We start from the raw sequence: 13608 nt of genomic DNA, 5'->3' as shown, positions 1-13608 counted from the left end.
ATGATTGACGACACATGGCTTCATCGCCTCACTACAGGCGACATCTCCGCACCAACGCCTGCCACTCTTGCAGATCTTGCCGCCGAACTGCTCTCCCTTCGCCAGGAGAACGCCAGGCTGAAACAACAGCTCGCCACAGAAGTGAAGCTCCCTTATACCAGCGCCAGCCCGGTGTGCGATATCGAAGCCGGATACGCCGCAGGCGTCACAGACTGCAAGGAGGCGATACGTCGCGCGGGATTCTTGATCGAAGGGGATGATTAAGGCGAAGAACCCGGCGGGGTGCCGGGCCTGCTCACATTAAAACCAGTTAAATTTGTCAGAAAGAATCAACAACAACGAACTGGCACAAACAAGGTTAATACAGATCACGAATCGACTGGTTACGTTCATGTTATCAACACCATTCTGGCTATGAATGAATTGTGCTGATAAGCGTAATAGCAAATAGCGGAACGATCAAATCACGCGGGCAGGGCAAAAAAAAGCCCACGTAACGTGGGCAAGAAATACTGGAAGCAATGTGAGCAATGTCGTACTGAATACCTGAGTGATTTGCTCAACTATTCAGTATTGAGAAAGATAATATTTCTCATTAAGGATTACAACCCCAAAGTTTGTGCGGAACGTCGGTTTATCGCTTTTTTCTTAAATTTCTCACGTGATGGTAATCACAAACTTGCAATTCTGAATCCTGTGCTAAGCTTTGTGTGTATTTGATTTGACGACAAAAACCATACAGAGAGGAAAGCAGCTATGGGAATCATATCCTGGATTATCTTTGGGCTTATCGCGGGTATTCTGGCTAAGTGGATCATGCCGGGCAAAGATGGCGGTGGATTCATCGTTACGGTCATACTAGGGATCATCGGTGCCGTCGTTGGGGGCTGGATCAGTACCCTTTTCGGTTTCGGCAGAGTCGATGGCTTCAACTTCGGTAGCTTCATGGTAGCGGTGGTTGGCGCACTGGTAGTGCTGTTTATCTACCGTAAAGTGAGAAGCTAAACCGACGCTTCAGACAAAAAGACCGCCATTATCGGCGGTCTTTTTGCATCTCTTACCACCAGCCCAGTTGGCTACCGGCAACGGCCGCGATGGCGACAATCAGCATAATAATGGTCGTTTTTCTCACTTATCCCCCGGGCGCAGCGTAACCGCCGACAAAAAACCACGTTAAAAAGATGACCGCCGTGATAAAAATCACGATCGGGAACAGAATACCAAGCCGCATGCTACCACCTGTCAGTAAATGCAAAACCCGTCGAGTTTACGGGGTTAGTCGATATTGAGAAAGGGCGTTTTAAGTTTGCCTTTCTTATCGCTGTACATGGCAGCATCGGCTGCCCGCAGCGCGCTGTCGGCATCAAGTTCAGCAGGATCCACCTCAATTACCCCGAGGCTGGCACCCGGATAGACAAGGTGCACATCCCCCAGCCAGTATTCACCAGCAACTTGCGCGCTCAGCTGCGTTTTCACCAGGCTTAATGAGGTTTGCTCGCCGCTCTCGCGATCCTGACAGAGGCAGGCGACCAGGAATTCGTCCCCACCGAGCCGGCCCACGATCTCATCGTCGCCGCGCCCGTCGTTCAGGCGCTTGCCCACCTCAACCAGAAACTGGTCGCCCGCCTCATGACCAAAGCGATCGTTAATCAACTTAAAATCATCCAGATCGATGTAGGCGATAATGGCGTTACGGTTCAGATGGCGCGCCAGCGAGAAGAGGGTGGTGAGATTTTCAAAGATGGCGCGGCGGTTTGGCAGACCGGTCAGGGCATCGGTATAGGAGTAAGCGATCAGGGCGGCATTGGCTTCGCGCAGCTGCCTGACCAGCGACTCTTTCTCGATGTTCTGGGCGATAAGCCCGGCGAAGAGTTTCAGGACGTGCTCGCCGCGTTCGCTGAGAGGATGTTTGCTGGAGCTGGCGGCGCACAGGGTGCCGTACAGGGAACCATCCGTCAGATGAATCGGTATGCTCATGTAGGTGGTGATGCCCAGCGATTTTGCCGCATCACAGTCACCCCAGTGCTCGGCCACGTTATTGCTGAAGAAGCAGTCAGAATCGATCGCCCGCTTGCACAGGGTCTCGCCCCAGGGAACGCTCAGCCCTTCCGGGATCTGCATCTGTTTGCTGTTTCGGGCGTAAAGAATATGCTGCAGGCGGGCATTAATATCGATTTTGGTGAGATAGGTCGACTCCATGTCGGTGACCACTTCAAGCATTTCGAGCAGCTGACGCACCAGGCTCTCAAGTGATTGCTCAGTGCTAAGCGTTTCTGAAACACGGGCAAGAATAATATCCGACATGACGCTGCTCAACTCCCCTACAGAAGACCTCTGTACCTGTCTGTTTTGCTGAAAGATTCGACTGCGGGTAGTAGAACATGAATTGACGACATTTCATATATTCTGGCGTGGAACAGTAAATTCTGACGGATAAAAAAATCCCCGGCACGCGCCGGGGAAAATAGATCTTGATTACGGAATGATGTTCTCTGGTCAAGTGAGAACAGCGCCACTCTAGCAAGGAAACTTGTCACCATGATGAAGAAATCATGGAGAACAGATCACCCCTTCACCCTGGTGACAGGGCTCGTTGGCTGAGATACACTTTGCACTAAGATTATTCCTAAGTATTCAGCAGCCAAATTCGAGGAAATATGTTTCAGTTAAACCCGGGCAACCTGGCGATGATTATCGGTGCCCGCACGCCAGCAGGGCGTCGCAATATCGGAAAATCCGTTGAGTTATTCAGCCTCTGCCAGCCGGGGCAGCGTTTTCTGAACCCCGTCAACGGGATCGTGACAGAACTGCCGCCGGGTGCAGAACGTGCCCTGTGGCTGGTGACCGGCGACGTGTTTTCGTTTGATAATCAGATGGGGTTTGCGTTTGTGCGCCCGGAACATCTGATGCCGATCACCCCTGAACAGGCGCCGGAAACCCTCGACGCCCTGATGCTGGATTGATTTAAAGCTGACGCAGCCAGTCGGCTAACACCAGAGCGTGATTCTGTTGCCGGTCTTTCGCCCCATACAGCAGCGTCACGGTCTGCTGGTCCGCCAGGCGGGCAATCCGCAGCCCCTCCTCCTGATGCTGCGCCAGCTCCTGACGATAGGCCTGGCTGAAACTGGCAAAGTCGATCGTCTCGCTGTGAAACGCCTTGCGCAGATCATTGGATGGGGTCAGCGTTTTACACCACTCATCGTACAGTAGCGCCTGCTTTTTCATCCCCCGCGGCCAGAGCCGGTCCACCAGGATCCGGTAGCCATCCTCTTTACTGGCCTCATCATACAGACGTTTGCACTGAATCATTTTTTTGCTCCTTCTCCCTGCCACGCTATAGCGCGTCAACGCTATCACATTCTGCCCACGTATTTTAAGGTATTGTGATATCAACGAAAGATCGGTAGTCTGAGGTTCCTTATGTTATCTGATATTTGTCTGGCATAAGGATTACTCTATGGAACTCTCCGCGGTAAAAAATACCCTCCGAATTGCACTGGTTGGCGACTACAATCCTGACGTTCTGGCTCACCAGGCGATCCCGTTGGCCATTGACGATGCCGCAGCGGTGCTGGACATCACCGCCGACTACGACTGGCTGGCGACCACCGAATTAACCAGCCCGGAAGATCTGGTCGGCTACGACGCTATCTGGCTGGTGCCGGCAAGCCCCTATATAAATGCGCAAGCGGCGTTTATTGCCGCCCGCTACGCCCGTGAAAACAGCGTCCCGTTTCTTGGCACCTGCGGCGGCTTCCAGCATGCATTGATTGAATATGCCCGCAACGTCCTGGGCTGGCAGGATGCGGCCCACGCTGAGACGGATACCGAAGGCCGGATGGTGATTGCCCCGCTGACCTGCTCGCTGGTTGAGCAAAGCGACACCATTGAACTACGCGCCAATACCCTGATTGCCAAAGCCTATGGCCTGGAAGAGATCGAAGAGGGTTATCATTGCAATTACGGTGTTTCGCCTGAGTTCGCGCAGGAGCTGGAGAAGGGCGATATGCGTGTCACCGGCTGGGACGCGCAGGGTGAGATCCGTGCCGTAGAGCTGGTGACGCACCCGTTCTTTATCGCCACGCTGTTCCAGCATGAGCGCGCCGCGCTGGCAGGCCGACCGGCCCCGCTGGTGCATGCTCTGCTTCGCGCAGCACAGAATTACTGAAGGCTGACTTAGCCGGACGTGATCTCCCGGTCACGCCCGGCCAGCATCCCGCAGAGGGCCATCACCACTGAAACCAGCGCACAGGCCAGCAGCGGGATCCGCCAGTCGCCGTTGGCATCGTGGATTTTCCCCATCAGCGGGGGGCCACAGGCAGCCAACAGATAGCCGACCGATTGCGCCATCCCGGAAAGGGCCGCGGCCTGATGCGCCGAGCTGGCGCGCAGGCCAATAAAGGTCAGGCCGAGGATCATCGTGGCCCCGGAACCGAAGCCAAAAATCAGCGTCCACATCACCGCCAGATCCGGCATAAACCACAGCCCCGCGGCACTCACCGCACACATCATTGCCGACAGTCCGGCCACGCCACGTTGATCCTTCAGCCGAAGCAGGATCAGCGGCACCACAATCCCCGGCGCGGCGGTTGCCAGCTGTAACAGCCCGTGCAGGGACCCGGCTTCGGTTTCGCTGTAGCCGTGGCTCTGCAGGATCGCCGGCAGCCAGCCAATAATTACATAGTAGATAAGCGAGTTGATCCCGAGGAACAGCGTCACCTGCCAGGCCAGCGTTGAGCGCCAGATGCCCCGGCTATGCAGCGCCCGCGCACCGCTCAGCGACCCCACAGGGCGCTGGCGCCACTGCGGCAGCCACAGGAGCAGCGCCAGCAGGGGAAACACCATCAGCATCAACAGCGCACCGTGCCAGCCTGCACCGCTCAGGGCGACGGGCACTACCAGTGCTGAACCGAGCGCCGCCGCGGCCCCCATCGTCAGGGAGTACGCCCCGGTCAGTTTCGCCACCTGGCCGGGGAAATCACGTTTAATCAGCCCCGGCAGCAGCACGTTGCCGAGCGCAATACCGCAGCCAATCACCGCCGTGCCGCCAACCAGCAGCATTGCGGAGGGCAGGGAGCGCAGGGCGATCCCGGCGACGATCAGCAGCAGGGCGATAAACAGGCTGCGCTCCATGCCGATGCGGCGGGCGAGACCAGCCGCCAGGGGCGAGATCAGCGCAAAGGCCAGCAGGGGGAGCGTAGTGAGCAGTCCGGTCTGGGCGGTAGTCAGGCCATAATCGGCGCGGATAGCGTCCAGCAGCGGCGCAGCGCCGGTAAAGGTCACCCGCAGCGAGGTGGCAATCAGCAGGATCCCAGCAATCAGCAGCGCCCGCTGCTTGCCGGTAGTCGGAAGGGCTGTGGTCATTTTTATCTCTTACGTCGAAATGAGGCTACAGGATACGCATTTTCAGCACGGTTGAAATCAAGCTAAAATGACAGATTATCGCTAATATCGGACAAGATTATGATCGGTCTGGGCCTTGAAGGGTACGATCCCGACAGCCAGCATGACGCCGCGGTGGCGTTTCACGTGCGCGTGGTGGCGGACGAGCAGCGTATTCCCCGACATCAGCACCGCAAAGGGCAGCTGATCCTGGCCCTGCATGGGGCGATCACCTGTGAGGTGGAGAACGCCATGTGGATGGTGCCGCCGCAGTTTGCGGTCTGGATCCCCGGCCAACTGCCGCACAGCAACAGAGCCACCCCCAGCGCCCGGCTCTGCTTTTTGTTTATCGAGCCCGGCGCCGTAACGCTCCCGGACCGCTGCTGCACGCTAAAAATTTCGCCGCTGGTGCGGGAGTTGATCCTGACCCTGGCGGCGCGCAGCCCTGAAAAGCAGGAGCCCGCCACCCGGCGGCTGGTGGAGGTGCTGTTTGATGAACTGCCCCGCCAGCCCGAAGAGCAGCTCCAGCTCCCGGTCTCTCCGCACCCTAAAATCCGCCTGATGAGTGAGACCATGGCTGCCTCCCCGGCGCAATGGCAGACGTTGCAGCAGTGGGCGCGCCATTTCGCGATGAGTGAGCGCAACCTTGCCCGGCTGGTGGTGAGTGAAACCGGGCTCAGCTTTCGCCGCTGGCGGCATCAGCTCCAGCTGATTGTGGCCCTGCAGGGATTGATCCGCGGCCAGTCGGTGCAGCAGGTGGCCCAGGATCTGGGCTATGACTCCACCACTGCGTTTATCACCATGTTCAAAAAAGGACTGGGTCAGACTCCGGCGCGGTATATCGCCAGTCTGGCTACGACTTCCCGATAAACAGCGACACCAGCCCGGCGGCAATCAGCGGGCCGACCGGCACGCCACGGAACAGCGCCACTCCCAGTACCGTGCCCACCAGCAGTCCGGCTACCAGCGTCGGCTGGGAACTCATCAGCGTGACGCCGCGCCCGCCCAGCCACGACACAAACACCCCCACGGCGATGGCAATCAATGATTTCCAGTTCATAAAGGCGTGGATCAGCGTCGAGGCGGGCAGGGTGCCGCTGGCGATCGGCGCCATCACGCCGATGGTGAGGATGATAATCCCGACGGTCAGGCCTTGCTTTTCAATCCACGGGAAAAAGGTGTTGAGCGGCGTAACCCGCACGATGATCAGCACCAGAATGGAAATGGCGACGGTGGTGTTATGGCTGACAAAGCCCAGCGCAGCGAGCCCCAGAAGAATGAGCAGAGTTGGGTCAATCATATTGTTATCCTTGCAAAAAAGTTAGCCTGCTTACTTTACGCGGTTACCGGCGGGTAAAAAGGCTTATCTCGCAAAAAAACGGTAATCGGGTGCGGTACTGCCAGGGTGCTATTCACTGGCTGTATGATTTTTCAACCCCTTTCTGCACTTCTTATTCTCTTCAGTAAACGTTGTTCCACATGGCACACCCCGGCAGAATTTCGGCCTGACTCATGTGCCTGCTCGTTACGGTAATTCTCTGAACAAAGGGATTCGTTCTTTGTAGCGGTACACACCGACACTTTTAGCCAGGTACCGTAATGAATAAAGTAAGATTTTCACCTCATCCGCTGGCGTGGTCGTTGCTGGTCGCGCTCTCCTGTACTGCCTTTGGCGCCGAGCAAAACGCCGCGCCGCAGCTTAATGATGGCGATGTGATCACCGTGACCGCCCCGGTTCTCTCGCCGCTGGAGATCGTAACCTCGCCAAAAACGCCGCGTCAGCCGGTTCCGGCCAGCGATGGTTCCGATTACCTGAAAACCATTCCCGGCTTCAGCCAGATCCGTAACGGCGGCAGCAACGGCGACCCGGTGTTTCGCGGCATGTTCGGCTCCCGTCTGCGCCTGCTGACCAACGACAGCGAGATGCTCGGGGCGTGTCCGTCCCGAATGGATGCCCCGAGTTCGTACATCTCGCCAGAAAGCTACGATCTGCTGACCGTGACCAAAGGGCCGGAAACCGTGCTCTGGGGGCCGGGCAACTCCGCCGGGACGGTGCGCTTCGACCGGGAACCGCCACGCTTTGACAGCGCGGGCGTCAAGGGCGATGCCAGTTTCCTCGCCGCCTCCAACGATCGCTTCGATGAGAACACCGACGTCAGCTTTGGTAATGACCAGGGCTATGTCCGCCTGAACGGCAATAAATCGAAATCCGGCGATTACAAAGATGGCAATGGCGATCGCGTGGCCTCGAAGTGGGACAAGTGGAACACCGATCTCGCCATCGGCTGGACGCCAGACGCCGACACGCTGCTGGAGCTGACCGCCGGGCAGGGTAACGGGGACGCCAGCTACGCCGGGCGCGGTATGGATGGCTCCCAGTTCAAACGCGAAAGCCTGGGCCTGCGCTTTAAGAAAGAGCATATCGGCGAAATCTTCGACTCGCTGGACATGAGCATCTACTACAACTATGCCAACCACATCATGGATAACTACTCCATGCGCTCTGCGGGCACCATGGGGGGTGGTATGTCCATGGGCTCGATGGACATGTCGATGCCGATGGAGAAACAGGTCGATCGTCGTACCGTCGGCGGCAGAATGATGGGCACCTGGCTGTGGTCTGATTTCCAGCTGCAAAGCGGGATGGACATGCAGACCAACACCCACCGCAGCAATGAAGATGACGAGAACCAGGGCTGGCAGGAAGATGCTCGTTTCCACGATTACGGCGCCTTTGGCGAGCTGACGTGGAATGCCACCGATCTGAGCAAAGTTATCGGCGGCGCGCGTCTGGATAAGGTCGAGGTGGATAACTATACCGGCATCGGCAGCGACAGCCGGGAAGATACCCTCCCGGCGGGCTTCCTGCGCGTGGAGCATAACCTGGGCACGATGCCGGCCATGGTCTACGCCGGGCTGGGCTATACCGAAAGATTCCCGGACTACTGGGAGCTGTTTTCCCCGACCTACGGGCCGGATGGTACCCCGGACGTGTTTGATAATCTGAAGCCGGAGAAAACCACCCAGCTCGACATTGGCGCTCAGTACAAAGGCGAGCGTACCACCGGGTGGATCTCCGCCTACGTCGGGCGCATCAACGACTTCATCCTGTTTAGCTACGATCCGAACGACAGCCACGTCAGCCAGGCCGACAACGTGGACGCTACCATCATGGGCGGCGAGATGGGGGCCTCGTATCAGCTGAGCGACCAGTGGAAAACCGACGCCACCCTTAACTACTCCTGGGGTCAGAACACCGACGATCACCAGCCGCTGCCGCAAATGCCGCCGCTGGAGGCACGTCTTGGCCTGACGTGGGAGCAGGGCGACTGGAGTTCAACCGGCCTGCTGCGCATGGTCAGCCCGCAACACCGGGTGGCGATGAACGAAGGTAACGTGGTTGGGAAAGATTTCGATCAGAGCGCCGGGTTCGCGATCCTCTCTGCTAACGCGGCATATAAAGTGAATAAGTTCCTGAAGCTGAGCAGCGGTGTCGATAACCTGCTGGACAAGAGCTACAGCGAACATCTTAACCTGGCGGGGAACAGCAGCTTTGGTTATTCATCCGATACGCCGGTGAATGAGCCTGGCCGCACCGTCTGGGCGAAAATGAATGTGACCTTCTGAGGCGATCGTAACACCGCCGGTCAGTGACCGGCGGTGGAGTTAACTGTTGCTGGTGGCTGATTGCTTGTGGAACAGCTCCCGGAAGACCGGATAGATGTCGTCCTGATCGCGAATGTGCTGCATCGCGAAGTTATCAAACATGGATTGCAGATGTTCATATTCACGCCACAGCGTCTGGTGGGCGCGGCGGGTGATCTCGATATAGCTGTAGTAACGCACGACCGGTAGCAGTTTTTTCGCCAGAATTTCATGGCACAGCGGCGAATCATCTGCCCAGTTATCGCCATCCGAGGCCTGCGCCGCATAGATGTTCCACTGCGCCGGGTCATAACGCTCCTTCACCACCTCATCCATCAGCTTCAGGGCGCTGGAAACAATGGTCCCGCCCGTCTCCTGCGAGTAGAAGAACTCATGCTCATCCACCTCTTTCGCCTGGGTGTGATGGCGAATATAGACCACATCCACGTTCTTATAGGTTCGGCTCAGGAACAGATAGAGCAGAATATAAAAGCGCTTGGCCATATCTTTGGTGGCCTGATCCATCGAGCCGGAGACGTCCATCAGGCAGAACATCACCGCCTGGCTTGAGGGTTCCGCTCGTTTTTCGTAGTTCTTGTAACGCAGGTCAAAAGTGTCGATAAAGGGCACGCGCTCAATTTTGGCGCGCAGTTCGGCGATCTCTTTGCGCAGACGCTCCTCTTCCAGCAGCTGCGCGGGCTCGCTGTTTGCCACGGTCTCCAGACTGGCTTCCAGCTCGCGAAGTTCACGCTTTTTCCCCGCCGTCATCGCCGTGCGGCGCGCCAGCGAGTTCTGCAAGGAACGCACCACGCTGATGTTGGCCGGTACGCCGTTGGCGGTAAAACCGGCGCGGTGCGTTTTATACTCATTCAATTGACGATGCTGATTTTTCTTCAGATTCGGCAGGGCCAAATCCTCAAACAGCAGATCCAGATACTCATCCTTGGAGATCTGAAACACAAACTCGTCCTGACCTTCCCCGTCCGGGCTGGCCTGGCCCTGACCACTCCCGCCACCGCCGCCGCCCCCGCCTTGCGGACGTTCGATACGGTCATTCTGGATAAAGTGGTCGTTACCTGGATGAACGCGATGGCGCAAACCGCCGCGTCCCTGATGGAACATCGGTTCGCTAATGTCGTCCGTCGGAATGGAAACGGACTCCCCACTGTCTACGTCGGTGACCGAACGCTTGTTAATGGCCTCGGAGATCGACTGTTTGATTTGCGCTTTATAACGACGCAAGAAGCGCTGGCGATTCACCGTGCTCTTGTTTTTGCCGTTAAGACGCCGGTCAATAAACCAGGTCATATGCCCCCCGTACTGCATTTGCCAACTTTCAGTGCCCGTAAGTGCCGGATGGCGCTGAGGCTTATCCGGCCTACGGAACATTGTAGTAGGCCCGGCAAGCAACGCGCCGCCGGGCTTTTCGGGCTATTAAGACGATTTACGCACGCGCAGGTACCACTCGCAGAGCAGGCGAACCTGTTTGCGGGTGTAGCCTTTCTCCATCATGCGATCGACAAAATCGTCGTGTTTTTTCTGCTCGTCGGTTGAGGTTTTGGCATTAAAGGAGATGACCGGCAACAGCTCTTCGGTATTGGAGAACATTTTCTTCTCAATAACCGTGCGCAGTTTTTCATAGCTGGTCCAGTTCGGATTGCGTCCGCTGAAGTTCGCTCTGGCGCGCAGCACGAAGTTGACGATCTCATTGCGGAAGTCTTTCGGATTACTGATCCCGGCAGGCTTCTCGATTTTTTCCAGTTCCGCATTCAGTGACTCGCGGTCAAATAGCTGGCCGGTATCCGGGTCGCGATACTCCTGATCCTGGATCCAGAAGTCAGCATAGGTGACGTAGCGGTCAAAGATGTTCTGCCCGTACTCGGAGTAAGATTCCAGATAGGCGGTCTGGATCTCTTTGCCGATAAACTCGGCGTATTTCGGGATCAGATAGCCTTTGAGGAACTCCAGGTAACGTTCAGCCTGCTCCTGCGGGAACTGTTCACGCTCAATCTGCTGCTCCAGGACGTAGAACAGGTGTACCGGGTTAGCGGCCACTTCAGCATGGTCAAAGTTGAACACGCGGGAGAGGATTTTGAACGCAAAGCGCGTGGAAAGACCGTTCATCCCTTCGTCGACACCGGCGTAGTCACGATACTCCTGGTAGGATTTCGCTTTCGGATCGGTATCTTTCAGGCTTTCACCGTCGTAGACGCGCATTTTCGAGTAGATGCTCGAGTTTTCTGGCTCTTTCAGGCGCGACAGGATCGAGAAGCGCGACAGCGTTTCCAGGGTCCCCGGGGCGCATGGGGCATGAACCAGCTCACTGTGGTTCAGCAGTTTTTCATAAATCTTGATCTCTTCGGAGATCCGCAGGCAGTAAGGCACTTTGACGATGTAAACACGGTCAAGGAAGGCCTCGTTGTTTTTGTTGTTACGGAAAGTGACCCACTCAGATTCGTTCGAGTGCGCCAGAATAATACCGTTGAACGGCAGGGCGGAGATCCCTTCGGTACCGTTGTAGTTACCTTCCTGGGTGGCGGTCAGCAGCGGATGCAGCACCTTGATCGGCGCTTTAAACATCTCGACGAACTCCATAATCCCCTGGTTGGCGCGGCACAGCGCACCGGAATAACCATAAGCATCAGGATCGTTTTGCGCGTGGTTTTCCAGTTTACGGATATCCACTTTACCCACCAGCGCAGAGATATCCTGGTTGTTCTCATCACCTGGTTCGGTTTTAGCGATCGCGATCTGTTCCAGAATCGATGGCCAGGCTTTCACCACGCGGAATTTGGTAATGTCACCGCCAAACTCATGCAGGCGTTTCGCCGCCCACGGCGACATGATGGTGCCGAGATAGCGACGGGGAATACCGTACTCTTTATCCAGGATCTGCGCATCTTCCTGCGGGTTGAACAGACACAGCGGATGGTCGTTGACCGGGCTGCGTTCGCCGTTGGCGCTCAGCACGTAAATCGGCACGCGCTGCATCAACGCTTTCAGCCGTTCAGCCAGGGAGGATTTACCGCCGCCGACGGGACCCAGCAGATACAGGATCTGTTTCTTCTCTTCCAGACCCTGAGCAGCGTGTTTCAGGTAGGAAACAATCTGCTCGATGGCATCTTCCATGCCGTAAAATTCTTCAAACGCAGGATATCGGGCGACGACCCGATTCGAAAACAGACGGGAAAGCCGTGGCTCCTGGGCAGTATCAACCATATTCGGCTCACCAATAGCCATCAATAGTCGTTCTGCCGCATTGGCATAGGCACTGCGATCTTGCCGACAGATGGCAAGAAATTCCTGCAGTGTGAACTCTTCGTCCTTGGCAGCTTCATATCGCTGGCGATAGTGATCGAATATATTCATGGCATGCCGTCCTTTCGTTTTTTAGCACAGGAAGAGAGCCGTTCATATGAATAGTAGAGGCTCCCGGAAGCGGGACCCGTTGCACCTCACTGCAAGAGCAGCAACCCGTGTGCCAGGTCGGGCGCTAAAACCGCGGGGTGATCCGGTATTCAGCTTCTTAAAATTAAGCGTAGATGGCATTTGCAAAACTTGCCTGCACGCAAAATCTAATTTCAATGACATATCAATAACTCATCCAGAAATTCAGCCAAATATTTTTAGATAAACCTCCTTCCTTCACTGAACGGTAATCTGACTGACAGCGTTCCGTCATTTGTCGCACACAAAATAAGGGGTTAATCAAATTGATTAGTTGACAAAAAATTTTGAGAAATGGGGGGAATGACGGTTACACTTCACCCGCTGATTATTTGACTACAGGAAAGAATGGATTGTGACCAAACTCAAACTTCTGGCACTGGGGATTATCGTTGCCACCTCAGTGAGTACAGCATACGCGGAGAATCAGTGGTCAGTTGGTGCTGGTGTCGGCGTAATCAATAGCCCTTATAAACAATATGACCGTGATATCTATCCGGTACCGGTTATCACCTATGAAGGGGATAATTTCTGGTTCCGCGGGCTGGGCGGTGGCTACTATCTGTGGAACGACCAGACCGACAAACTCTCCATCATGGCCTATTACGACCCGACGCACTTCAAGCCAGGCGACAGCGACAACTATCAGCTTCGCCAGCTCGATAAACGTAAGAGCACCATGATGGCGGGGGTTTCCTGGGTCCATAACACCGAATACGGTTTCCTGCGCACCGCCCTGGCGGGTGACACGCTCGATAACAGTAACGGCTATATCTGGGATCTGGCGTGGTTGTACCGTTACACCAACGGCGGGCTGACGCTCACCCCGGGTATCGGTGTGGAATACCACAGTGATAACTACAACGACTACTATTATGGCGTGTCCCATAAAGAGTCCCGTCGCAGCGGCCTCAACAGCTATGATGCAGATGATGGCTGGAACCCGTACCTGGAGCTGACCGCGAGCTATAAGTTTGCGCCTGACTGGAACGTCTACGCCACCGGTCGCTATAACCGCCTCAGCGATGAGGTGAAAGACAGCCCGATGGTCGACAAGTCCTGGACCGGGCTGATGTCGGTGGGGCTGACCTACAGTTTCTGATTGTGCATCTTTACTGTGCAATTTGTGCATTA

General features: G+C 56.1%; 14 protein-coding genes. 7 read left to right on the top strand and 7 right to left on the bottom strand.

The features are described 5' to 3' along the window. Both LG383_RS10105 and LG383_RS10100 read left to right on the top strand, forming a co-directional pair. Positions 1-264: a hypothetical protein gene (locus tag LG383_RS10105; RefSeq protein ID WP_106993573.1), complete on the top strand. Its 264-nt coding sequence runs from the start codon at positions 1-3 to the stop codon at positions 262-264. A 492-nt stretch (positions 265-756) separates the two neighbouring features. After that, positions 757-1005 carry a GlsB/YeaQ/YmgE family stress response membrane protein gene (locus LG383_RS10100; RefSeq protein WP_106993575.1) on the top strand — a complete coding sequence of 83 codons (249 nt, stop codon included), beginning with the start codon at positions 757-759 and terminating at the stop codon, positions 1003-1005. Between the two features lie 127 nt (positions 1006-1132). Here LG383_RS10100 and LG383_RS10095 read toward each other — a convergent pair whose 3' ends face one another. Both LG383_RS10095 and LG383_RS10090 read right to left on the bottom strand, forming a co-directional pair. Continuing rightward, entirely contained in the window at positions 1133-1231 is a 99-nt protein-coding gene (locus tag LG383_RS10095) for a YoaK family small membrane protein (protein WP_032617670.1), read from the bottom strand. A gap of 44 nt (positions 1232-1275) precedes the next feature. After that, on the bottom strand, positions 1276-2304 hold the full coding sequence (locus tag LG383_RS10090; protein ID WP_225759029.1) for a sensor domain-containing diguanylate cyclase: 1029 nt from the start codon (positions 2302-2304) through the stop codon (positions 1276-1278). A 353-nt stretch (positions 2305-2657) separates the two neighbouring features. Between LG383_RS10090 and LG383_RS10085 the strand changes: the two genes are divergently transcribed. Further along, positions 2658-2963, top strand: a complete 306-nt coding sequence (locus tag LG383_RS10085; RefSeq protein ID WP_106993577.1) for a hypothetical protein — start codon at positions 2658-2660, stop codon at positions 2961-2963. A 1-nt stretch (position 2964) separates the two neighbouring features. Here LG383_RS10085 and LG383_RS10080 read toward each other — a convergent pair whose 3' ends face one another. Next, entirely contained in the window at positions 2965-3309 is a 345-nt protein-coding gene (locus tag LG383_RS10080; protein WP_225759028.1) for a DUF488 domain-containing protein, read from the bottom strand. Positions 3310-3457: 148 nt separating this feature from the next. Between LG383_RS10080 and LG383_RS10075 the strand changes: the two genes are divergently transcribed. After that, positions 3458-4168: a CTP synthase gene (locus LG383_RS10075; RefSeq protein ID WP_225759027.1), complete on the top strand. Its 711-nt coding sequence runs from the start codon at positions 3458-3460 to the stop codon at positions 4166-4168. Between the two features lie 8 nt (positions 4169-4176). Here LG383_RS10075 and LG383_RS10070 read toward each other — a convergent pair whose 3' ends face one another. Then, positions 4177-5364: a CynX/NimT family MFS transporter gene (locus LG383_RS10070; protein WP_225759026.1), complete on the bottom strand. Its 1188-nt coding sequence runs from the start codon at positions 5362-5364 to the stop codon at positions 4177-4179. A 99-nt stretch (positions 5365-5463) separates the two neighbouring features. Here LG383_RS10070 and LG383_RS10065 point away from each other — a divergent pair, with 99 nt between their 5' ends. Further along, positions 5464-6252 carry a helix-turn-helix transcriptional regulator gene (locus tag LG383_RS10065; RefSeq protein ID WP_106993581.1) on the top strand — a complete coding sequence of 263 codons (789 nt, stop codon included), beginning with the start codon at positions 5464-5466 and terminating at the stop codon, positions 6250-6252. Here the strand turns inward: LG383_RS10065 and LG383_RS10060 are convergent. Further along, entirely contained in the window at positions 6236-6682 is a 447-nt protein-coding gene (locus LG383_RS10060) for a DUF441 domain-containing protein (protein ID WP_106993582.1), read from the bottom strand. The two genes, LG383_RS10065 and LG383_RS10060, sit on opposite strands and share 17 nt — an antisense overlap. 299 nt (positions 6683-6981) lie before the next feature. Here LG383_RS10060 and LG383_RS10055 point away from each other — a divergent pair, with 299 nt between their 5' ends. Continuing rightward, entirely contained in the window at positions 6982-9009 is a 2028-nt protein-coding gene (locus tag LG383_RS10055; RefSeq protein ID WP_225759025.1) for a TonB-dependent copper receptor, read from the top strand. 39 nt (positions 9010-9048) lie between these two features. Here LG383_RS10055 and LG383_RS10050 read toward each other — a convergent pair whose 3' ends face one another. After that, the gene (locus tag LG383_RS10050) at positions 9049-10335 is read right to left on the bottom strand and encodes a YeaH/YhbH family protein (protein ID WP_106993877.1); all 1287 of its coding nucleotides are present in this window, start codon (positions 10333-10335) and stop codon (positions 9049-9051) included. A gap of 126 nt (positions 10336-10461) precedes the next feature. Further along, positions 10462-12396: a protein kinase YeaG gene (gene yeaG, locus LG383_RS10045; protein WP_106993584.1), complete on the bottom strand. Its 1935-nt coding sequence runs from the start codon at positions 12394-12396 to the stop codon at positions 10462-10464. A gap of 433 nt (positions 12397-12829) precedes the next feature. Here yeaG and LG383_RS10040 point away from each other — a divergent pair, with 433 nt between their 5' ends. Beyond that, complete coding sequence (locus LG383_RS10040) at positions 12830-13576, top strand: MipA/OmpV family protein (RefSeq protein ID WP_106993585.1); 747 nt, start codon at positions 12830-12832, stop codon at positions 13574-13576. The last annotated feature ends 32 nt before the right edge of the window (positions 13577-13608 follow it).

The sequence above is a fragment of the Leclercia sp. Marseille-Q4284 genome (genome assembly GCF_916618945.1).
Lineage (GTDB): Bacteria > Pseudomonadota > Gammaproteobacteria > Enterobacterales > Enterobacteriaceae > Enterobacter > Enterobacter tamurae.
The sequence above is the reverse complement of the archived record's forward strand: the minus strand, read 5'-3'. Positions and strand labels throughout refer to the sequence as shown.